Here is a 21,335-nt window from a genome sequence, read left to right on the forward strand (position 1 = left end):
CGAGGTCATCCCTCTTGTCTCCTGAGGAGCTCTTGGACTTCTTTCGACGACTCCAAGATGAATTCCGCGACTGGGAGGGCGAGCGCACTGGGCGCTCTCTCAATAACGAGCTAGCCGTGCAGTTCGTCATGCTGGCCACATCAAGCTGCGTTGCTAGTCGCCGACCGCGAAGAGTGAGTTGTCGTGGACGTTGGCGACCACTACGTCACATAAAGCGGGAGAGGAGATGGGCCATTGGGCCGAACCATTCTCTGTGTCCTCGATCGCTCCGGGGCTAGGCCGCTTCGCCGGGCCCGGTTTACACCTTGCCGCCGCGGTCGACGACGAGCACGGTCACCCGCGCCGTCGCACTAGAGCTCGCGCGAGAAACGAGAGATCTGCACGAATGGGGCGGATCAGGAGAAGAACGCCGATCACGACTGCGGAGGACGGGATCGATAGAAGCAGCTGGACGAATGCTGGCAGATCGGCTGAAACGATCGCTGTCGCCCAGGCTGCCGCCGCGACGACGCTCGATACGAGCAGCACGCGGAACGAAATCGTCCAGTACTCTCTCGTCGCGAAACCTGTCCTGCTGAGGATGAACGCATTTAGGGGCCATGCCAGAACGGTGCCAGCTGTGAAGGCGAGAGCGACACCACTTATCCCGCCCGTTAGGCCGGCGATCATCGCGGCGATAATCAGCGATCGCGAAAAGATCATGTAGCGAAGTTGGGCTCGCACGAGGCCTCGAGCTTGATACACCCATGTGAGCACTCGGTTGAGTCCGAGGATGGCGCCTCCGACAGAAAGGATCGAGAGCACCGATGCCGCCTCGCCCCATCCTGGCCCAAGGAGCACAGCGACAATTTGATCCGGCATTGCTACCACCAGCGCGCATGCGAGCGCGAGCGGGTATCCGAGCAGCACTGAGGTTTGTCGAACTGCTCGGTTGAACGCCTCGTCATCGTCCTGGAGCCTGGAAAGTGTCGCGTGGGCGACGGACGTGAGAGGGCCGAGGATTTGAAACGTCGGCACCATATATAGCTGATAAGCCCGCGTATAGATTCCGAGAGCCGTCGCTCCGAGCGCCGGTCCGATGATCACGGACTGCGCATTGTTGCCCGCGTACGCAACTAGCTGTACGAGCGTAAAGTCTCGGCCGAATCGCAAGAGGTTTCCCATCTCTTGATTTCTTCGCGGCATAGACGGGATCCACCCGGCAGCCACCAACCGCCCTGCGCAAAGGACGATCGCCTGCGTGATCAACTGCCACACGAGCGCCCAGTAGCCGAACCCTGCGAGCGCGGCAAGCACTGCGACCAAGACGCCCGAGACGAACGAGACCAAATCCGTGAACGTCAACGTCGCAAACCGCAGACTTCGCGTGAGTTCCGCCTGCGATTGGGTCTGTAATCCGTTCAGGAGGTAGACGATCGCTAACGATGATGCGATTCCGGTCAGTTCTGGTGAACCGTATAAGTCTGCGAGGGCAGGCGCCGCGGCGATACAAATTAATGCAAAGGATGCTCCAACGCCCAGGTTGACCCAAAAGAGATTCGACTTCTGAAACTGCGAGATGGTCCGCGCCTGAACAGCCGCCGCCGATAATCCGAGGTCACGAATGATGTCGCCGACGCCAACAAACGCGGTTACCATCGCGAGTAGACCGAAGTCGGCAGGGTCTAGCAGACGGCTAAGCAGTGCGACACTGACCAGTGAGAGCGTGAGGCGAGCGGCCTGGCCTACGAGGGTGATTCGACCGCCGGACCGGCCCGCCGCTGAGACTGATACCACTACGAGGCCCTTAGATCCGAGCGGAAGTAGTGGTTGGCTGGGCGGTCACGCGCGTCGCCCGCGAGCGGCGTCGGCAGCCCAACGGAGCGGTGGGATTGCGCGCACTGCTTTCCTTAGCCTGTTATGTGCTACGACTACTCGTGAAAAACGTGCGGCCGCGACGTTGCGGTTCTGCCGCGCTGCTCGCAGAATACTCTCCCACTCGGCAATACCGCGTGGTCCAGTGATGACCGTCATCGGGTTCTTCTGCACTTCGGTGAAGCAGCTTGGTTCCACTCCGCTCGCGCGCAGATTCCAATAGGTTCTTAGGCACTTTTCGCAGCGCCCGCAGTTTCGATCATGAAGCTCGCCCTGCCAACAGACGCGCAGATGCTTGACCAGTTCTGGTACTTGTTGAAGCACGAGCGCCTTTTCCGTTCGCGAGGATCCAGCGCCGTCGTGGACTTCAGTTTGCAGGCCCGAAGAGAGCAAGTGGTCGGTGAGGGGCGAAGATCCCCAAGGGAGCCGCAATTCGTCATAGGGTTTGCCGCTTCCGATGAGGCCGATGCCGTATTCGGGTGCGACCAAGTGCAGGGCAGCGGCGATTCCGAGGGCGTGCGCATCCTCCCACTTTTGATCCAGCTCGCGGAAGTTCGACGAGGCGGAGAGGACCGGTCGATCAAATCGAGCCGCCACTTCCCGCGCTCGCTGAATCGCCCGTTCAAATTGCTCTGGCTCGCTCAGTGGGATATCGAATCCCTGAACCATGAGGACTGCGCGTATGTCTTGCGATTGCCAGCCGGCGTTGCCTAGCGAGTGTCTGGCAAGCGTGAACATTGCATCAAGGCCGCCGGAAAAGGCTGCGATAGCCCTGGTCGATTGAGGAGAACGATTGACGACTTCGTCTGCACTGAAGATCACGTGATGATAGGCATCGGGCCGCCACCGCAACCAAACTGCCTGCCATTCTTCGAGATTTCGCAGGAGCTCGTGAGTCACTCGTCCATGAATGTGAACTCGGCCGCCCTTGTGCATCCAATGCATCGTTGAGCTGATCACGTATATGTCTGCGAACTCAGCACTAACCGCGCGATCCCGGTCCTCGCCATCACTCCCATCGCCGTGAAGCTCGAACCAGATCTCGGTACGGCGCTCCTGGTCTTCGAGGACTGCTCTGCGTCGGCCGCGATGGGCCATGGATTCGTCAGGGTAGATGTGGCCCGTGATCTCAACAAGCTGCGTGCGAGATTCGCGCATGTCTCTCTTTCGGTGAGCAGGCCGAGGTCGAACTCCGCGACTGATCAGGACACTGTACTCCGCCACTCTACTGGGACCGGCATAAGTCGTCGTTTCGCCCGGGTGAACTCCTAAGGCGCTCTCGTGGCATCGCTCGAGACCCGATGAGCGTCCTGTCGCAGCGAACACGCGCGCCTGACGAGCGATCGTTCAGCCTTGACTAACCTGGGGCGATGACTGTCTCCCCGAACGCGCGTGGCCGATCGCGTCGGATCGCTAAGCCCGCATCCGTTCGACGTTGGTGGATCTGGGGCAGTGTCAGCGTCGTGCTGGCGCTCGTGATCGGCTTCGCGGCCTGGATCGGCGTTCGAGGGCTTCAAGCGAAGGAGGAACTCGAAGCGGCGATCCCGCTTGCGCGTACGACCCAGCAGGCGATCATCGATGGCGATACCCACACGGCGACCCGGATGGCGTCAGAGCTCGCCGAAGGTGCGAGCAGAGCCGCCTCGTTGACCGGCGACCCCGTGTGGCGCGCCGCTGAGGTACTGCCGTGGGCTGGGCCGAACCTTCACGCGATGCGTGTCATCGCTGCATCCGTGGAGCACGTTGCGCTCGGTGCGGTTACGCCGCTCGCTCGGGCGGCGGATCAACTGGATCTTGCTGCGTTCCGCCCGCAGGGCGGTCGTATCGATCTCGCACCGCTCGTCGCACTGCAAGATCCGGTGCGCGATGCTGTCGACGCAATATCAGATGCGCAAAGCGTCCTTCACGAGTCCAAGACTGCGGACGGAGAGCTGATCGGGCCGCTCGCGGAGGCGCGCGAACAGCTCAGTGCGATGCTCGACGAAACGTCAGGCGTTGTCGACGCTCTGGATCGCGCAGTTCAACTCGTTCCGATGATGTTGGGACAAAACGGGGGTCGCGACATCCTCTTGCTGTTCCAGAACAATGCAGAGCTGCGCTCGACGGGCGGAATTCCGGGTGCGCTCGCGATGCTGCATACGGACGGTGGAAGCTTTCAGCTCACGCAACAGGCGAACTCGTCGGATTTTCCGCGCTTCGATCCGCCGGTCGTCGAGCTGCCTCCAGAGACTCGGGCGCTCTGGGGAGAGAACACCGCTCGATACGTCCAAGATGTGACATTCACCCCGCAATTCCCGATCGGTGCGTCTGTGGCTCGCGAGATGTGGGCCAATCAGTTCGGCTCTGCACCGGCGTCGGTTGTGGCGATCGATCCGGTAGTGCTCAGTTACCTGCTGCGGGCGACGGGGCCGATCGATCTGCCCACCGGTGATCAACTCACCGCCGACAATGCAGTGCAGCTGCTTCTCGAGGATGTCTATGAGCGATACGAAGACCCGGCAGAACAAGATCTGTTCTTCGCCGCCGCGGCGGCCGCCGTGCTTAATGCCGTGAGCAGCGGGAGCGCCGAGCCGCGTGCGCTCATCGACGCGCTCATCGAGGCCGGTTCAGAGCGTCGAATCCTCATCTGGAACGCGGACCCCGCGGAGCAGGACATACTCGCCGGCACGACGTTGGCGGGCGAGCTACCAGCGTCGCAAGATGGCGAGCAGGCATTCGGCGTGTACCTGAACGACATGACCATGTCGAAGATGGACAGCTATCTCGATGTACAGATCGCATCGGGAGTCGAGGTATGCCGGACCGACGGACTGCCACAGTATGAGGTCGAAGTGACGCTCACGAACACCGCACCGGGCGACGCCGCGACAAGCCTTCCCGCCTACGTACTCGGCGGCGGCGGCCAGTACGAGCCTGGCGTCATCGCCACGTCCGTCCACGTCTACTCGGCTCCGGGGACATTCAATCTCGGCGTGCGACAGGGCGGTGAGCCGGCGGCATACCATCCGTCGTCGGACTCGGGCTACACATTGAGCAAAGTGACCGCGACATTGGCGCCGGGAGAGAGCACCTCGTGGCGCTTTAGCTTCCTCGGCGATGCAGCCGAAAAGCGCACTCCTGTTATCCAATCGACACCCATGATTTACAAAAATGAAGTGTCTGGACTCGCGGTTTCCTGTGATTCGTCTGTAAGCTGAGGCCGTGGTGTCCATTCGGGGAACTTGGCGCCATTTCTCAGGCACAGTTCACGGGGGAAAAATGAGGGGTACATCTATGCTTCGGAAGATGCTCGCAGGTGCAGCAATCGCGGTTGTTGCGTTGTTCGCCGCGCCGGCCGCAGCAAACGCCTATGGCGAGCAGCCGCCGGTGGTCGAAACGGTCGAGGCGGGCGAGGCCGTGGCGCTCTCGTTCACCGGCCTTCCGCCGAACACGCCGTCGACCGCTGTGGCGCCTGACGCCGTTACGCTCGCCATCCTGAAGGCCGGCACCGCATCGAAGCCGACTGACGCGTCGGGTTCGGTGACGTATTCGGCTTCGGCGACTATCCCGGGCACTTACACGATCACGGTCACCGCCGGTCAGGCGATCGCGACGGCAACGCTGACCGTCGTTCCGGCTGACGGTACGGGCGCTGGCCCGGGCGCCGGTGATGGTTCGGGTTCGGGATCTGGGGGCAGCGCTGACGGCGGCCTCCCCAGCACGGGTGTCGACCCGGTGCTGTTCGTGTGGATCGGTGGGGGCGCGCTCCTGCTGGGTGCGGCGCTGGTCGTCGTGCTTTCCACGGTTCGCCGCGCTCGCAACCAGGCGTAGTCGCAACAGAATCTCTTCGAGGCCCGGGTCATCTCGACCCGGGCCTCGATGTGTTCCAGCGTTCGCAACTTCGCGGCGGCAGAGCACATAGCCGACTGTTGCGAATCGCAGGCTCGGGCACTGGCTTCCAGCCCGACCACACGTGAAGATGGGGACATGCCACCAGGGGAGGATCGGATGACGGAGATCGCGGTCGGAGTCAGCAATGCCGGGCCGGCGAGTGAACGTGCCGTGCGATGGGCTGCGGAACACGCTGCAGATCTGGGCGCACGACTTCGACTCGTGCACGTCGTCGACCGGGCCATCGAGGCAACGGGCGACGCCGAGCTGCTTCTGACCGCTCAGACGAGCGCGCGCGACTCACTCGAGGCGGCACGTGCCACCGCCGAGTCTGTGGCGCCAGGACTCGACGTCACCACTGATCTCCAACAGGGTCGCGCCGAAGAGGTCTTCGAGCAGATCTCGAAGTCCGTCGACCTGCTCGTCGTCGCGACCGATTGGCACGGCGGGCGTCGGCCGAGCCGCCGCGGCGTGCACAGCCTTCGGATCGCGGCCGCAAGCCAGGCACCGGTCGCGGTGATTCCCGACGTCGACCTGTCCGCAAGAGAGGGCGTGGTCGTCGGCGTCGACGGCTCACCCGAGGGTGCGCGTGCGCTCGAGTTCGCCGCTCGCGAGGCCGAGCGCATCGGCGAACCGCTCATCGCCGTGCACGCTTGGGACATCGCCGTCATCGCCGGCGGCGAGTACGGCTACGGCGTCGCGATGGTCGGCACCGACGAGCTCAGCCAGGCGGCCGAGGAACTGCTCGACGAAGCGCTCGAGCCGATCGCGGGCACTCACCCCGGGGTCGAGGTCGTGCGCCGAGTCATCACCGGCGACCCGGTGACTGCGCTCGCTGACGAGGCTGCTGACGCGAAGATGCTCGTCGTCGGAAGCCACGGCCGTGGCCCGCTGGCACGGTTCCTCCTCGGTTCGGTGAGCCACGGCGTGCTCTCCCACCTCGAAGCCCCAACCGTCGTGGTGCGCTGACCGGAATGACGAAGGTCGCCGAGCCGCGGAGCGCGACGCGCAGCCGCGTCGACGGCGTCGACACCGCCCGAGGGCTCGCCCTCATCGGCATGTTCATCGCACATGCCGCGCCGGTGGCAGCGACCCTCGACGGCGCCGAGCTGCTCGCCATCGCCGACGAACGCCCTCGACTGCTCTTCGCCCTCACCGCAGGACTCGCGCTCGGCTTCATCAGCGGCGGCACGCGTCCGACTCCGTTAACGCCGGGCTTCGCGGGCGGGCCCGCGCGAGCGCGTCTGCGCCTGCAGATCAGCATTCGAGCGCTCATCCTGATCGCGCTCGGACTCATCATCACGGCAACGGTCGCGCCGCTGGTGTTCATCATCCTCGACGTGTACGGCGTCGCCTTTCTCGTCATGCTGCCACTCCTCTTCGTACCGAGAGGAGTTGCGCTCGGGGTCGGCATCGCCGGTCTCGCGATCGCCCCCGGTCTCGCAGTGGTACTGAGTCGCCAGCAGTGGGTCGCCGACGCGCGCCTCGCCCAGGTCAACCTGCCCGTCGACTGGTTCATCTCGGGCGCGTATCCAGTGATCGAATGGGTGCCGGTCATGCTCATCGGGCTCGCGTTCGCGCGCTACGGGATGACCCGGCCCCGCGTCGTTGCGTGGGCGGCGCTGCTCGGCACGACCGCAGCGATCGCGTTCCTCCCCGCCGGCGTCGCCCTGATCCGGCTGGGCGAACAACAACAGCTCCAGCCTGGCGTCGCGGCCAACTCCATCACGAGTTTCGCCGTGGGGGAGTCGCTGCAGGCGCTTGGCAACGTCGGCGTCGGCGCGCTGATCGTCGCCGCGATGGTGACCCTCACGGCGCTCGCCCGCGAACCCGTTCAGCGCGTGGCATCCGCCCTGCTCTCACCGATCACCGCCATGGGCGCAATGCCGTTCACCATCTACACCGTGCACCTTTTGGTCCTCGGGGCGGCGATCCGCGTCGAGAACGGCTTCAAGACGGATGACTCGTGGCCGCTGACAATCGGCCTCATCGTCGGCTCGATGGCGTTCGCATGGCTCTGGCGGCGCTTCATCGGTCGTGGTCCGCTCGAGATGGGCATGCGGTTCGCGAGCGGCAGGGCTCGCAACGAAGCGTGAGGCGCTCGCTCGTGCCTATCGGGCGTCGGTGTCGATGGTGAGGGCATCTCTGCTGCCGTCGATGCACATGATGGTGTCCATCCAGCCGAGTGGGCCGTTTGCATAGAGAGCGTTCAGGGGCTCATATTTCCAACCGAGAGAGACGGGTGAGAACGGCTCGCGCGGATCCGTCTCAGGTGCCGGAGTGGACACCCGCAGAAGACACACCGACCCGGCTTGAAGAACACCGCTCGTCGTTCCGCCGTCGATGCAGGATTCCACCGGAAGCTCGTCGGGAAGGTGGACTTCCTCACCGCGAAGACCTCCGAGCGTGACGGTGAGCGCCCGCGGGTGATGCGAGAGGAGCTGGCGGTACCACGCGGCACGTGCTCCTTGCTTCAATGTCCGTGGTGCTCGGGCCCACTGGCCTTCAAGCTCGAATGACGGTTCGTACCCAGTGGTGCGGAGCGCTTCGTTCCGGGCGAACGAGTCGACCAAGGTCTCCTCGAGAGCGCCGTTCTGCGCCTCCGCTTCAGCGATGAGCAGGAAGGCTTCGATGTGGCCAGTCAGGCGCCGCTGCGCGCTGATCACAGCCACCAGGCCATCGGCCGGTCTTAGCTGTCGGGTCCAGAGATCACCGACGCCGATCTGAATCGAACCCGTCACACATCGCAGGTTACGCCGTTGTACGCGGAGCTCCGGGCGACGCCATAGTCCAAGCCCCCGCCGGCGTATCGCAGGTGAACCGCAAGTCGGAATCGGCGCGGTGAGTACGAGAGGCATCGTTCAGTAGCGGTTGCCGTGGCGACGCGGGAGTACGTCCATCCAGAGTTGGTCGGCCCGCTCCCCTCAGGGGCCCAAATGATGCACCACGGATCATTGCATGTGCCCTCGAGGGTTACGTCGATCCGCTGTGGAGCGTATCCGGCCGGAAGGCCGGGGCTGCAGGTGTTCTGAGAACCCCATTCGAGCGTGCCTCCTACCTGACGAAGGCTGTAGGTGCCCTCGCAGTACGCTGCATTCGCATCAACTCCCGCCTCAGCAGCGACGGCGGGGGTCAACTGGATTCTCCAGCCATCGCCGGTTGCCGTAATTTCGTATGGAGCATCTGGGCCGGGCGTGTAGAACTCTTCATCAGGAGATGCGGCTCCCAATGTCGTAGTTCCCATAAACAGCAGAGTGGCTGCGGTCGTTATCGGCTTCGAGATCTTCATCGGTGCCCGCCTTTCATAGAGTGACCGGCCCATCAAAGGGCAGCACGTAGTAGTACATCAGTAGGCGTTTTTGAGGACTGGTTTGTGGTCGGCGTGGGTGGAAGTTATGCGCCCGCGGCAGCAGGCTCGACTAACTCGGAGCCTGATCGCCCCGCGTCGCCCTCCCAAGGCGAACGCCTACGTAAGATTGAAATATTGATCGACACACAAGTCTTATGAGGAGTCATCCGGATGCCGATGCAAAAGCGGGCGCGGGTCACGCGTGAACTGCTGCTTGTCGCAGCGGCGCAAGAGATCTGCAGGGTGGGCTACAGCGACGCCACGCTAGTGGCGATCAGCGCGGCCGCGGGAGTTACGACCGGAGCGCTGTACTTTCATTTCGACGCCAAAGAGGAGATCGCGCGGGCACTCAAAGCAGCATGAGGTCGTTCGGAACGCTGCTGCGGGCGAGATCACTCCCGACCTCTTGATTTCGACTCGATCGCCACGCTTAGCGCGCTACCTCGACGGCCGACCCAGCGGCGGCCGACCGCAGGACAGCGTCGACGATGGCCGTGGAGCGCACGCCGTCGTGGACGTCGGGGAGGCCCTCGACGGACGTGTCACCGGCGAACGTCCCGTACGCATCTGCGACGAAGGCGCGGAAGAGTTCGACGTGGCCCTGCGTGTGCCCGGCGGGGAGCACGCTGAGTCGTCGCTGCTCCGGCGAGCCCGTCGCAGCGTCCCGCAGGAACTCACGCCATCCATCACGCGATCCGAACCAGGCCGACTCGGGGTGCTCCTGGTCGAAGACCGCACTGCCGTGCGCGCCGTCGAGCTCGAACCAGAGGCGGTTCTTCCGGCCAGCCGAGACCTGCGAGATGGTCACCGTCGCCGGTACGCCGTCCGCGGTGCGCGCGATGACGCACGCGACGTCCTCGGTCAGCACCGTGGCGAGAGCGTCCGTCGCACCAGACGCAGAGCCATGCCCCGGCTCTGCCGCCGCCGCCGACTCCGCGGCGAACGTCTGGCTCGGCGCTGAGGGCCGCTGCGCATGGGTCGTCGTGAGCGTGGCGAACACCTCATCGAAGCGAACCCCCGCGACCCATTCGACGGCGTCGAACCAGTGCGTGCCGATGTCGGCGAAGGCCCGTGAGCGCCCACCCTGACCCGGGTCGACGCGCCAGTTCGAGACCGATGGGTCGAGCATCCAATCCTGGAGGTAACTGCCGTGGAACACCTGCCAGGCACCAAGGTCCCCCGCACGCACGCGCGCTCGAATCTCCCGCACAACCGGGTGATACCGGTAGACGAACGGCACGGCGACCTGCCGGCCGCTCCGCTCAGCGGCGCGAGCGACGTCCTCGGCCTCGCCGAGACTCGTCGCCATCGGTTTCTCGCAGATGACGTGCTTCCCGGCGTCGAGCGCGGCGACCGCCTGACTCGCGTGCAACCGGTTCGGCGTGCACAGGTGGACGACGTCGACCAGGTCGTCGTCCAGGACGGCGTCGAAGTCGGCGTACGTGACGGGTGCGCCGAAGCGCGCGGCGGCCCGTTCGGTGGTGGTGGCCGAGGAGGCGAGGACCCCCCGGAGGGGGATCCCCGCGACTCGAAGCGCCGTCGCATGCACGCCGGCGATCATCCCTCCTCCGACGATCGCTGCACGCAGGTGCGGCCCATGAGGCATCGGGTTCTCCTTCCGTCGGTGGGTCACGCGAGGCCTGCGGCGGTGCGGTTCCGTCGCGCGATCGCGTCGATGCTGACGGCGAGGAGGAGCACCAGGCCGGTGACGACGAACTTCACCGCCGCGGGTAGCCCGAGCAGCCCCATCCCGTTGTCGATCCCGGCGATGACGAGCCCGCCGAGCAGCGCGTGGATGACCTTGCCGCGCCCGCCGAACATGCTCGTGCCGCCGATGACCGCGGCAGCGATGCAGTACAGCACGAGCTGGCCGCCCTGCAGGTTCGTCGAAACGGAGTGCAGGCGCGAGGCCAGGACCAGGCCGCCGATGCCGGCGGCGACCCCGGACAGCACGAACACGTACAGTCGGATGCGTTTCACCGCGATGCCCGCTCGACGGGCTGCCTCCGGACCGCCGCCGACCGCGCGGACATAGCGGCCGAACCGCGTGCGGTCGAGAAGGAAGGTGCCGAGTACGAGCACCGCCCCGACGATGAGGATGACGACCGGCACGCCCGTCACGCTGGTCACGCGTCCCCGGTCGATGGAGAACAGCAGCATCAGCGCCGTTCCGAACACCGCGATGACCGCGATGTGCGCGATGAGCAGCGCGAGCGCAGGCACCGGCCGGTTCGCGGCCTGCAGCCGTCGGCGCTTGAGCAGGGAGCTCGCCGCGAAGGCCGCGACGAAGAGTGTCATCAGGATCCATCCGACGGTCGTGGGCAGCACGCCGTTGGCGAGGCTCAGGAACTCCGGGTTGTTGATGGGCAGGGTGCCGCCATCACCGAGGATGATGAGCATCACACCCATGAAGGCGAGCTGCCCACCCAGCGTGACCACGAAGGATGGCAGGTTCAGCGCCGTGATGACGAGTCCCTGCACCAATCCGCAGAGCGCGGCGGCGCCGATTCCGAGCGCGCAGGCGACCCACACGTTCACCGCCGCGGTGCTCAGCAGATTGGCGGTGACCACCCCGGCGATCCCGGCGACGAATCCCACCGAGAGGTCGACCTCGGCGATCATCAGCACGTAGACCGTTCCGATCGCGATCAAGATATAGACGCTGCCCTGCACGAGCAGGTTCACGAGATTGTTCGCGGTCAGGAAGTTCGCGTTGAGCACTTGGAACACCACAGCGATCAGCAGCAGCCCGACGACGACGGGCAGCATGCCGACATCGCCGGCGCGGAGCCGACCCACGTATGCCTGGACGCTCGAGCGAAGGGTTCGCTGCTCGGAGGCCGGCAGCAGGTCCGTCTGGCGGGTCACAGGACCCTCGTCGACGCGGGTCATTGGAGGTTCTCCTTCGAGAGCTTGCCCGTGGTCATCAGCTCGACGACCTCTCGTGGCTCGACGGACGTCACCGGATAGGTGCCCACCATCTCGCCGAGCCTGAGCACGGCGATCCGGTCGGAGACCTCGAAGACGTCCACCAGGTTGTGGGACACGAACATCACCGCGAGGCCGCGGTCGGCGAGGCGTCGGATGAGGTCGAGGACCTGACGGGTCTGGGCGACGCCGAGCGCTGCGGTGGGCTCGTCGAGGATGACCAGCTTCGAGTTCCACATCACCGCCCTGGCCACGGCGACCGACTGGCGCTGGCCGCCCGAGAGGCTCGCGACGGGCTGCCGTACCGACTTCACCGTGGTGACGCTGAGGGAGGCGAGGGCCTCTTCGGCCCTCGTCTCCATCTCCACCTCGTCGAGAGTGATGCCACGCATGGCCTCGCGACCGAGGAACATGTTGGCGACGATGTCGAGGTTGTCGCACAGCGCGAGGTCCTGGTAGACGATCTCGATCCCGAGCGCGGTGGCATCGTTCGGGGTGCGCAGATGCTGCGGGACGCCGTCCCACTCGATCGAACCACCGTCGATCGAGTAGATCCCGGCGATGGACTTGATGAGGGTGCTCTTGCCCGCGCCGTTGTCGCCCACGAGCGCGGTGACCGTGCCGGGGCGCAGCTCGATGTCCACGCCCCGCAGCACGTTCACTGCACCGAACGACTTCCTGACGCCTCGCAGTGCGAGCAGCGGGGCGGCGGCGGTGTCGGTGGTCATCGCACTCATCCGATCCCGTGCTCCTCGCACTTCGCGGCGAACTCGCCCGTGCACAGCTCGGCCGGGTCGATCACCCCGTCGGCGATGACGGTGTCCTGCATGTTCGTGGCGTCGACCGAGATCGGGCGAAGCAGCAGTGAGGGAACCATCTTGCTCTCGGCGTCGTACTCGCCGTTGATCAGCCCGGTCGGCGGCTCAGCACCCGCACGCACGATGACCGCGAGCGCGGCCGCGGCCGCCGCTTCGATGTACACCTGCTTGTACACGCTCATGCACTGGTACCCGGCGAGAATGTTCTGCATGCCCTGCAGGGTGGCGTCCTGGCCGGTGGTGGGGACGCTGAACGGCTGGACGCCCTGGTTCTTCAGGACCGAGATCGCCGACTGGGCCAGGCCGTCGTTGCCCGTGAGGACGGCGTTGATCTCGGGGTTCGCCGTCAGCGCCTGCTCGAACATGGTCTGCCCGACCTGGTTGTCCCAGTTCGGAACACGCACCGCGGAGACCAGGTTGAGCTCACCTGAATCGACGAGAGGGTCGATGACGTCGTCGATACCCTGTTGGCTGAGGGTCGCATTGTTGTCGGTTGGCGATCCGGCGAGGATGTACAGGTTGGGGTCGGTGACCGACCAGTCATCGATGCACTTCACGACGCCCTCGGCCAGCGCGGTGCCGACGTACTCGTTGTCGAAGCTGACGTAGTACTCGGCGGAGCCGTTCAGGGTGAGCCGGTCGTAGTCGATGGTCGGCACACCGGCGGCAGCCGCGTTCGCTTGGATCGCGGCGCCGCTTCCCGAGTCGAGGTTGTCGAGGAGAAGCACGGATGCGCCGTTGGAGATCGCCTGCTCAGCCTGAGTCTGCTGTGTCTGCGGCGAGTTCTGCGCGTTGAGGATGATGTAGTCGTCCTCGGTGAGGCCCATGGTCTCGAACGCGCGCTCGAAGGCGGGCGTGTCCTGCTCGACATACCGTGCGGAGGACTGGGTGTCGGGCAGCAGCACCGCGATCTTTCCTTCGCCGGCGGCGGCGAGCGGTTCGAGCTGCCGGAGCAGCTCGAACACCTCATCGGGGCCGGCGGCCGCGGCGAAGTCCTCGGCGCTGAGCGCGATGTCGACATCCGCGCCTGGCGCTTCGGGGCCCGTGCCGGTGTCGCCGGACGCGCACCCGGCGACAACGAGTGTGGATACAGCCAAGAGGGTCGCACACGCGACGCTGCGAGTGGTGTTCATGGTCGGCTTTCTGTTGAGGTGGGTAGGGGTCAGTTGACGACGGTGGGAGGGACGTAGCCGGGCTTCTGGTCGGCCCACCACATCTCGATCGGCGGCTCGTGGTACAGCCGGTCGCGAAGGAAGGCGGCTCCCTTCCGGAGGCCTTCGTCGAGGGAGGCGATGCCGTCCTCGTGCTCGATGCTCAGCACGGAGTCGTACCCGACCGCCCGCATCATGCTGATCATGTCCCGCCAGACTTTGTCCCCGGCGCCGTAGCCCACGGTGCGGAAGGTCCAGGCACGGTTCGCGATGTCGGTCATCGACTTGGTGTCGAGCACGCCGTTCCGGCGGATGTTGCCCGCGTCGAGGTAGGTGTCCTTGGCGTGCACGTGGAACAGCGCGCCGGCCTGACCGAGCTCCCGGATGGTCTCGACGGGATCGATGCCCTGCCAGAAGAGATGGCTGGGGTCGAAGTTCGCCCCGAGCGCCGGACCGGTCGCATCCCGCAGCCGCATCAGGGTCTCGGTGTTGTACACGACGAATCCGGGGTGCATCTCGATGCCGATCTGGACGCCCTGTTCGCGAGCGAACTGCTCCTCGACCGCCCAGTACGGGATGACCTTCTCACTCCACTGCCAGTCGAGGATCTCGGCGAACTCCGGCGGCCACGAACACGTCACCCAGTTCGGGTACTTCGAGCCGGCGGGGTCTCCGGGGCATCCGGAGAAGCCGTTGACGACCGGGACTTCGAGCGCGTTGGCGAGCTCGACCGTCTTGCGCCACACCCGGTGGCACGAGGCCGCGAATTCCTCGTCGGGTCCGATCGGGTTGCCGTGCTGGCTGAGTGCGCTGATCTCGATGCCGCGATCCCGGAACTTCGCGAGGAACGCCTTCCGTTCGCTGGCGCTGCTGTGCAGGAGGTCGAGATCGAGGTGTCCTCCGATGGGGTAGTTGCCGGTGCCGATCTCGAGCGCGTCGAGGCCGAGCTCGACGGCGCGGTCCAGCATGTCGTCGAGGGGGACTCCGGCGAAGGCGTTGTCGTAGAGGCCGAGCTTCATGGTGTCTGCTTTCCTGGTTCGGTTTACTTGAAGACTTCTTGGAAGGCGCCGCCGGTACGTTCCACGCTGTAGCTGCGCAGCAGCGTCACGGCCTCCTCCACGGCCGCCTCGCGGCCGATGTGCGCGTCGTCCCATTCGACGGAGATCGCGCCCGCGTATCCGACGGCGTTCAGCGCCCGGATGAGCTTGTCCCAGGACACGTCGCCATGACCGATGGAGGCGAAGTCCCATCCGCGCTTGAGATCTCCGAACTCGAGTAGCCCCGAGACGATGCCGTTCCGGCCGTTCAGCGAGAGCGAGGCCTCCTTGCCGTGGCAGTGGTAGATCCGAGCACCGAACTCCTGGATGTATCCGACGAGGTCGATCTGCTGCCAGAAGAGATGGCCGGGGTCGAAATTGATGCCGAAGCCATGACGCCAGTCCATGACGTCGAGAGTGCGCTTGGTGGTCCAGTAGTCGAAGGCGATCTCAGACGGATGCACCTCGAGCGCGAACGTGACCCCCTCGGCTTCGAACACATCGATGATGGGCGACCACTGTTCCGCGAACAGCTCATAGCCGCCGTCGACGTCCTCCGGCGTGATCGGCGGCCAGCCCGCGATCATGTGCCAGATCGGCGATCCGGAGAACCCGCTGACGACCGGCACCTCGAGCATGGCGGCCACGCGAGCGGCCGTCTTCATGCTCTCCGCGGCCCGCTGCCGGATGCCGTCGGGCTCGCCATCACCCCAGATGTGAGGCGGGAGCACCCGCGCGTGCCGTTCATCGATGTACCGGTCGGACACCGACTGCCCGACGAGGTGGTTGCTGATGGCGTTGATCTTCATTCCGCGATCGTCGAACTCGCGACGGATTTCCGCCCGGTAGTCGGCGTCGCGAGCCGCACGCTCGAGGTCGAGGTGGAGGCCCCAAGACGCGAGCTCGAGCCCGTCGTACCCCCACCCTTTGGCTTTGTCGAGGATGTCTCCGAGGGACAGATCGGCCCACTGGCCCGAGAACAAGGCGATATCGCGACGCACGCGCGCTCCAATCGATGAATGGTCGAGGCAGCGCCACGAGTTCGGCGCCACTGCCGGTCGACCGGCTTCGAGCAGGTCGACCTTTTCGCCGAAGCTACGCTCCGGCTTACGTGCCTGTCAAGCGTAAGTTCTCCATCTTCTGCCAAGATTTTTCAAAAGGTCATTGCTTCAATGTGTGATGGTGTGCTTTGCTCTAAGCCATGGCACCGCCTTCCCCTGTCCCGGCGAATTCAGCGATCCTGCTGTCGCCGGGGACCCTGCTTCAGCTGCTTCGCGACGGCGAACCGCACACGCGTGCGGAACTCGCGGCAACCACCGGCATGTCGCGATCGACGATCAGCGCTCGCGTCGATGCGCTGCGCGACCTCGACCTCGTGCGCCCCTACGGCGATGGACGATCGACGGGTGGGCGCCCGCCCGCGCAGTTCATCTTCAACCCGTCGTCGCGGATGGTCCTCGGCATCGATCTCGGCGCTGCGCACGTCGCCGTCGGTCTCGCCGATCTCGCGGGCGAGATCATCGCGTCGCATCGGGAGCCTTTCGACCTTTCCGCAGGCCCGGCCGAGTTCGTCGCGTGGGTGCAACGTGAAGGCGACGCGCTCCTGAGGTCCACGGGAACATCTCGGGACGCGCTCCTCGGCGTCGGCCTCGGTGTTCCAGGCCCCGTGGATGCCTCGGGCCGGCTGATCAGCCCGTTCCTCATGCCCGGCTGGGAGAAGTACCCCCTCGCGGAAGAGCTCACCGCGCACTTCGGGGCGCCGGTGACCATGGACAACGATGTGAACGTGCGCGCCATGGCCGAGCATCGGATCGGGTGGCCGCAGGTCGACAACCTCCTCTTCGTGAAGGCCGCAACCGGCATCGGCTCCGGCATTGTGGCCGGCGGTCAGGTGCAGCGCGGGGCGCTCGGCGCCGCCGGCGACCTCGGGCACTTCATCGCAGACCCTGAATCGGACGTCGTCTGCAGGTGCGGGAACCGCGGATGCCTCGAAGCCATCGCCTCCGCCTCGGCCCTGGCCGGCCGGTTCGTCGGAGACGATCCGGGCGCGGTGGATCGCCTCATCGACCTGGCCCGCAGCGGAGACTCACGGATCGGCGCGGGCGTCAGAGAGGCGGCGCGCCACATCGGCGCCGTCCTCGGCTCGGCCGTGAGCCTGCTCAATCCCTCGGTCGTCATCCTCGGCGGTCGCCTCGCCTCGGCGGGCGAGCCCTTCCTCGCAGGTGTCCGGGAGACCATCTACCAGCAGGCCGTGCCCCTCGCTACGCGCGACCTGGTGGTCGTCGAGTCACGGCTCCGCGAGATGGGCGGCGTCCGCGGGGCGAGCCTGCTCAGCATCGACGCCGCACTGTCCAGCGAGGCCATCGACGAACGAGTCGACTGAGACGGCACGCACCGCTGCGCATTCCGGCCCGTCACCAGCCCGCAACCTCCGGCTGCCAGAATGGAACCGCGCGCGCGTGCCCTCCCGCGGCGCAAGAAGGGGTGCTCCATGCGAATCTCGGTGATCGGTTGCGGCTATCTCGGCGCGGTCCACGCGTCGGCAATGGCCGAGCTCGGCCACGATGTGGTCGGCATCGATGTCGATGAGCGCAAGATCGCACAGCTCGCGGCGGCGCAGCCGCCGTTCTTCGAGCCCGGCCTGCCCGAGATCCTGTCGACCGCCACGGAGAGCGGCCGGCTGCGGTTCAGCACCGACATCGCGGAGGCCGCCGATGCCGAGGTGCACTTCATCGCGGTCGGGACCCCCCAGGCTCCTGGCGGCCACTCCGCCGACCTCAGGTACGTCGATGCCGCGTTCGAGTCACTCGTCCCGCATCTCGCCGAAGGCGCGCTCGTCGTCGGCAAGAGCACGGTGCCCGTCGGTACCGCCTCGCGCCTCGCGGCCCGGCTCGCGAGCGCTGCCCCGCACGCCTCCCTCGCCTGGAACCCCGAGTTCCTGCGCGAGGGATTCGCCGTGAAAGACACGCTCGAGCCCGACCGGCTCGTGTACGGGGTCGGCGACGACCACGCGGCATCCGTGCTCGACCAGGTGTATCGCGCCGCGATCGAGGCGGGCACGCCTCGTGTCGTGACCGACTACGCGACCGCCGAGCTCGTGAAGGTCGCCGCGAACGCGTTCCTCGCGACCAAGATCAGCTTCATCAACGCCATGAGCGAGATCGCGGACGTCTCGGGCGCCGACGTCACCGCGCTCGCCGACGCCATCGGGCACGACGTGCGCATCGGCCGCCGGTTCCTGAACGCGGGCGTCGGCTTCGGTGGCGGATGCCTCCCCAAGGACATTCGCGCATTCACGGCGCGTGCCGAGGAACTCGGCGTGGGGGAGTCCGTCGCGTTCCTGAAAGAGGTCGACCAGATCAACCTGCGGCAGCGGCAGCGGGTCGTCGACCTCGCGGTCGAAGCGCTCGGGGGATCCGCCTGGCGCAAACGTGTCGCGGTGCTCGGCGTCACGTTCAAGCCCGACTCCGACGACGTGCGCGACTCACCCGCGCTCGACGTCGCCGTACAGCTCAAGGGGCTCGGGGCCGATGTCATCGCCACGGACCCCGAGGGGATCGAGAACGCGCGGGCGAGGCATCCGCAGCTCGAGTACACCAGCTCGACCGAGGAGGCGCTCGAGGGCGCCGATCTCGTCGTGCTCGTGACCGAGTGGCGCGAGTACCGGGCGCTCGACCCGGCGGCGACCGCGGGGCGCGTGGCGACGCCGCGGATCATCGACGGACGGAATGTGCTCGACCCGGGCGCGTGGCGCGCGGCGGGCTGGGAGTACCGGGGGCTCGGGCGGCCGTGACGTCGGCCCGGAAGTGGCACCCGTGGCGGCTGGTCGGCGGTCTCGCGCTGATCGTCGCGGGACTCGCGGTCTACGCGTTCCGGTCGGTGCTGGAGGCCGCGTTCCCCGTGGTTCGTGAGTTCCCGATCGTCATGATCGTCGCCCCCGGTCTGCTCCTCGCCGCGAGCGCCCTGATCGTGGCCGCACGCCCCCGGCCGTCCTCGTCGGACGAAGAACCCACCGGCTGAACCGCTCACCGCCGTGGCGTCGGCGGTTGGTGGACGCCGCGGTCAGGGAAGTCGTGAGGCGGGCAGAACGTGGTTCGCGCGAAGTGGTGCAGCTCAGACCATCGAGCGGTGCGCGCCCGGGTGGTGTTCGCAGCGGATGCAGCTCTTCTTCGCTCGCGGCATGTACGCGCCGCATCGCGGCTTGAGCCGGCTGGTCAGGACGATGTCCGATGAGACCGCGTTCCCGCGGGCCCTGCGAAGCGCTGCTTCGATCGCTCGCGTCGGGTCGGCGCCGGAATCACCCCAGCCGTTGGCCATCGCCGCGGCGAGCTCGTCTTTCGAGAGCAGGTCGGCGATGTCCGCCGGAAGGACTCCGGCGGCGACGGCGGCACGGCGATGTCCGGGATCGGCGGGCTCGGGCTGGTAGTCCCAGCCGTCGAGCCCAGCGTGCTCAGCAGCGACGTCCAGCAGATTCAGCGCGTCCCAGATCTGCGTCGCTTCCTCGACGGTGAGCACCCCGCTCGCGACCAGCGCGTGCGCGGCGGTGTAGACCTCGCTCCCGCGCCGGGGGCCACCGACGACGACCTCGATGACGCCCACGTCTTCGACGACCCGGACTCGGTACACGATGCGGTGCTCACCGCCCAAGACTTCCGCGGTGTTGAATCCCGCGAGTTGGCCGTATCGGGTCGTGTTGCTCAGCGGATGCTTCCCGACGGGGTTGCTCGTCAATGCGACGACATCTGCCAGCACTGCAACGCTCTCCGACGCAGTGAGCCCTGCCAGATACTCGAAGAACGCGTCAGTGAAGACGATCTCCGCCTGGTCGTCTGGGAGGCGGCCGCCCGATTGCATGGCGAGGCTACTTGCCGACGCGGCGGGCACGGACCTCCGCCGGATCGATGCCCAGACGCTCGCACATCTGCTCGAGCGTCAGCCTGTCGCTTCGTTCCCACACGAGGTGGGTGGCGGCGTCGACGACGGTCAATGCTGCTTCCCGGATCACGCGAACGTCCTCATCCAGCCGCTCGGCGTTGTCGACGACAGCTACCGGTTTGCCGTGATTGGTGAGGATGACCCGCCGATCGATGGCGTCGGCCGCGACGCGCGAGATGCCGCGGGAAGCAGCCACGCTGATCGGGACGCGAAGAGTGTCGGTCATGGGTCAACGGTAGATGAATCTGTGCAGTTCAGCAACGAAATGCGCATTCGTATGGATGTGCGAGCTCGGCACCTTGACCGACACGGGCGAAGCGGGTCGGTCTCGATACGCTCGCTGGCGCTCGCTACTCGACCAGCGAAGGGGGAGCGCGTAGCTCACTCGGCCAGCGGGGGCTGGCGCGGAGCTGCCTCGACCAGCGGCGTGGCCGTCCACGTCGACGCCCTGCGCCGGTAGAGCCAGATGGCGATGGCGGTGGCGATGACGATCATGATGAGGGCTGCCAGGCTGCCCTCGGTCCCGAACTGCCCTCCGGTGAGCCACTCGGGTGCCGACTCGTCGGCCCGGAGGAAGAAGAACGCGTTGGCCTTCGGTTCGAGCCCGCTGACCGCGACCCCGAAGATGTTGCCGAGCGCCCAGTTCCACCCGGCGTGGATGCCGCAGACCAGCCAGAGCGAGCCTTCCCTCAGAGCCACGAACACGGCGAACACCGCGAACAGGAAGATGGTTCCGAACGCGATGGGCTGCGTCAGCACCCCGTGCACGGCCGTGAAGAGCACGGCTTGGATCACGACCACCAGCACGAGGGTCAGCCTCTGCCCGAGACTCTGCACGAGGAATCCGCGGGTCAGGATCTCCTCGTTGCTGCCCTGCGCGATGACGGTCAGCAGGAGCAGCAGGACGATCGGCAGCGCATTCCAGCCGACGGTCGCGTCCGCGGGCGGTTCATCGCTGACGTAAGCGCCCGTCGCCCAGAGCACGAGGATCGGCGCCGCCATCATCACGACACCGATCACGACGCCGAGCAACAGTCGCAACACGCCCCGCCCGGGGGCGCGGAAGCCGAGCGTCTTCACGTGACGGCGCTCGTACCAGCCGACCCACGCGAACACGACCAGGATGCTCAGCGCGCTGCCGATTCCTTCTTGCAGCTGGGCGGCTGCCGATCCGGGCGCGGACGGCCAGATGATCGCGAGCGCGGCGATGATGCCGATGTTGACCACGAAGAAGACGAAGAACAGGATGATCGCGAGCCACCATCTCGTGACCCGTTTCCCGTTCCTCGCATCGGCGATGAACGGCACATCTCTGATCGCTCCGGACAACGCTTCCCCCTCCGCCGGCTGGGCCTCATCCTATTGGGGGCGGGTGACGGGGGCTGGGCGCCGG

At 66.2% G+C, this 21,335-nt stretch carries 20 protein-coding genes; 8 read left to right on the plus strand and 12 right to left on the minus strand.

All coding sequences use genetic code 11. The features are described from left to right. Nucleotides 1-333: 333 nt before the first annotated feature. Together RH864_RS16710 and RH864_RS16715 are read right to left on the minus strand one after the other, a co-directional pair. Nucleotides 334-1,776 carry a lipopolysaccharide biosynthesis protein gene (locus RH864_RS16710; RefSeq protein ID WP_310518709.1) on the minus strand — a complete coding sequence of 481 codons (1,443 nt, stop codon included), beginning with the start codon at nucleotides 1,774-1,776 and terminating at the stop codon, nucleotides 334-336. Nucleotides 1,777-1,821: 45 nt separating this feature from the next. After that, entirely contained in the window at nucleotides 1,822-3,012 is a 1,191-nt protein-coding gene (locus RH864_RS16715; protein WP_310518710.1) for a hypothetical protein, read from the minus strand. 212 nt (nucleotides 3,013-3,224) lie between these two features. On the opposite strand from RH864_RS16715, the gene RH864_RS16720 reads away from it, so the two are divergent. The 4 genes from RH864_RS16720 to RH864_RS16735 all read left to right on the plus strand — a co-directional run bounded on the left by RH864_RS16720 (nucleotide 3,225) and on the right by RH864_RS16735 (nucleotide 7,820). Further along, entirely contained in the window at nucleotides 3,225-5,051 is a 1,827-nt protein-coding gene (locus RH864_RS16720; protein ID WP_310518711.1) for a DUF4012 domain-containing protein, read from the plus strand. Between the two features lie 88 nt (nucleotides 5,052-5,139). Continuing rightward, nucleotides 5,140-5,664 carry a hypothetical protein gene (locus tag RH864_RS16725; protein ID WP_310518712.1) on the plus strand — a complete coding sequence of 175 codons (525 nt, stop codon included), beginning with the start codon at nucleotides 5,140-5,142 and terminating at the stop codon, nucleotides 5,662-5,664. 177 nt (nucleotides 5,665-5,841) lie between these two features. Further along, on the plus strand, nucleotides 5,842-6,693 hold the full coding sequence (locus RH864_RS16730) for a universal stress protein (RefSeq protein WP_310518713.1): 852 nt from the start codon (nucleotides 5,842-5,844) through the stop codon (nucleotides 6,691-6,693). 5 nt (nucleotides 6,694-6,698) lie between these two features. After that, nucleotides 6,699-7,820 (plus strand): heparan-alpha-glucosaminide N-acetyltransferase domain-containing protein, encoded by a 1,122-nt coding sequence (locus RH864_RS16735; protein ID WP_310518714.1) that lies wholly within the window; start codon nucleotides 6,699-6,701, stop codon nucleotides 7,818-7,820. A gap of 15 nt (nucleotides 7,821-7,835) precedes the next feature. On the opposite strand, the gene RH864_RS16740 is transcribed toward RH864_RS16735, so the two are convergent. Then, nucleotides 7,836-8,465, minus strand: a complete 630-nt coding sequence (locus tag RH864_RS16740; RefSeq protein WP_310518715.1) for a hypothetical protein — start codon at nucleotides 8,463-8,465, stop codon at nucleotides 7,836-7,838. A gap of 779 nt (nucleotides 8,466-9,244) precedes the next feature. Here RH864_RS16740 and RH864_RS16745 point away from each other — a divergent pair. Next, nucleotides 9,245-9,436 (plus strand): TetR family transcriptional regulator, encoded by a 192-nt coding sequence (locus tag RH864_RS16745; RefSeq protein WP_310518716.1) that lies wholly within the window; start codon nucleotides 9,245-9,247, stop codon nucleotides 9,434-9,436. Between the two features lie 67 nt (nucleotides 9,437-9,503). Here the strand turns inward: RH864_RS16745 and RH864_RS16750 are convergent, their stop codons facing one another. The 6 genes from RH864_RS16750 to RH864_RS16775 are packed head-to-tail and all read right to left on the minus strand — an operon-like array spanning nucleotide 9,504 to nucleotide 16,008. Further along, nucleotides 9,504-10,679, minus strand: a complete 1,176-nt coding sequence (locus RH864_RS16750; RefSeq protein WP_310518717.1) for a Gfo/Idh/MocA family protein — start codon at nucleotides 10,677-10,679, stop codon at nucleotides 9,504-9,506. 23 nt (nucleotides 10,680-10,702) lie between these two features. Further along, the gene (locus tag RH864_RS16755; protein WP_310518718.1) at nucleotides 10,703-11,965 is read right to left on the minus strand and encodes a sugar ABC transporter permease; all 1,263 of its coding nucleotides are present in this window, start codon (nucleotides 11,963-11,965) and stop codon (nucleotides 10,703-10,705) included. Further along, entirely contained in the window at nucleotides 11,962-12,729 is a 768-nt protein-coding gene (locus tag RH864_RS16760) for an ATP-binding cassette domain-containing protein (protein ID WP_310518719.1), read from the minus strand. Before RH864_RS16760 ends, RH864_RS16755 begins: the two co-directional genes overlap by 4 nt. Nucleotides 12,730-12,734: 5 nt before the next feature. Continuing rightward, nucleotides 12,735-13,952 carry a sugar ABC transporter substrate-binding protein gene (locus tag RH864_RS16765; protein ID WP_310518720.1) on the minus strand — a complete coding sequence of 406 codons (1,218 nt, stop codon included), beginning with the start codon at nucleotides 13,950-13,952 and terminating at the stop codon, nucleotides 12,735-12,737. A gap of 29 nt (nucleotides 13,953-13,981) precedes the next feature. After that, nucleotides 13,982-14,989 carry a sugar phosphate isomerase/epimerase family protein gene (locus RH864_RS16770; RefSeq protein WP_310518721.1) on the minus strand — a complete coding sequence of 336 codons (1,008 nt, stop codon included), beginning with the start codon at nucleotides 14,987-14,989 and terminating at the stop codon, nucleotides 13,982-13,984. 23 nt (nucleotides 14,990-15,012) lie between these two features. Continuing rightward, complete coding sequence (locus RH864_RS16775) at nucleotides 15,013-16,008, minus strand: sugar phosphate isomerase/epimerase family protein (RefSeq protein ID WP_310518722.1); 996 nt, start codon at nucleotides 16,006-16,008, stop codon at nucleotides 15,013-15,015. Nucleotides 16,009-16,208: 200 nt separating this feature from the next. Between RH864_RS16775 and RH864_RS16780 the strand changes: the two genes are divergently transcribed. The 3 genes from RH864_RS16780 (at nucleotide 16,209) to RH864_RS16790 (ending at nucleotide 19,027) form a co-directional block, all read left to right on the plus strand. Next, the gene (locus RH864_RS16780; RefSeq protein WP_310518723.1) at nucleotides 16,209-17,390 is read left to right on the plus strand and encodes an ROK family transcriptional regulator; all 1,182 of its coding nucleotides are present in this window, start codon (nucleotides 16,209-16,211) and stop codon (nucleotides 17,388-17,390) included. Nucleotides 17,391-17,498: 108 nt separating this feature from the next. Beyond that, complete coding sequence (locus RH864_RS16785) at nucleotides 17,499-18,800, plus strand: UDP-glucose dehydrogenase family protein (protein WP_310518724.1); 1,302 nt, start codon at nucleotides 17,499-17,501, stop codon at nucleotides 18,798-18,800. Beyond that, the gene (locus tag RH864_RS16790; protein WP_310518725.1) at nucleotides 18,797-19,027 is read left to right on the plus strand and encodes a hypothetical protein; all 231 of its coding nucleotides are present in this window, start codon (nucleotides 18,797-18,799) and stop codon (nucleotides 19,025-19,027) included. Before RH864_RS16785 ends, RH864_RS16790 begins: the two co-directional genes overlap by 4 nt. A gap of 93 nt (nucleotides 19,028-19,120) precedes the next feature. Here RH864_RS16790 and RH864_RS16795 read toward each other — a convergent pair whose 3' ends face one another. The 3 genes from RH864_RS16795 to RH864_RS16805 all read right to left on the minus strand — a co-directional run bounded on the left by RH864_RS16795 (nucleotide 19,121) and on the right by RH864_RS16805 (nucleotide 21,271). Continuing rightward, nucleotides 19,121-19,861 carry a hypothetical protein gene (locus RH864_RS16795; protein ID WP_310518726.1) on the minus strand — a complete coding sequence of 247 codons (741 nt, stop codon included), beginning with the start codon at nucleotides 19,859-19,861 and terminating at the stop codon, nucleotides 19,121-19,123. 7 nt (nucleotides 19,862-19,868) lie between these two features. Then, a complete protein-coding gene (locus RH864_RS16800; protein ID WP_310518727.1) occupies nucleotides 19,869-20,168 on the minus strand; it encodes a hypothetical protein in 300 nt (99 codons plus the stop codon). 155 nt (nucleotides 20,169-20,323) lie between these two features. Continuing rightward, the gene (locus RH864_RS16805; RefSeq protein ID WP_310518728.1) at nucleotides 20,324-21,271 is read right to left on the minus strand and encodes a CPBP family intramembrane glutamic endopeptidase; all 948 of its coding nucleotides are present in this window, start codon (nucleotides 21,269-21,271) and stop codon (nucleotides 20,324-20,326) included. Nucleotides 21,272-21,335 lie beyond the last annotated feature (64 nt).

It is taken from the genome of Agromyces aerolatus, from assembly GCF_031432255.1.
Taxonomy (GTDB): Bacteria; Actinomycetota; Actinomycetes; order Actinomycetales; family Microbacteriaceae; genus Agromyces.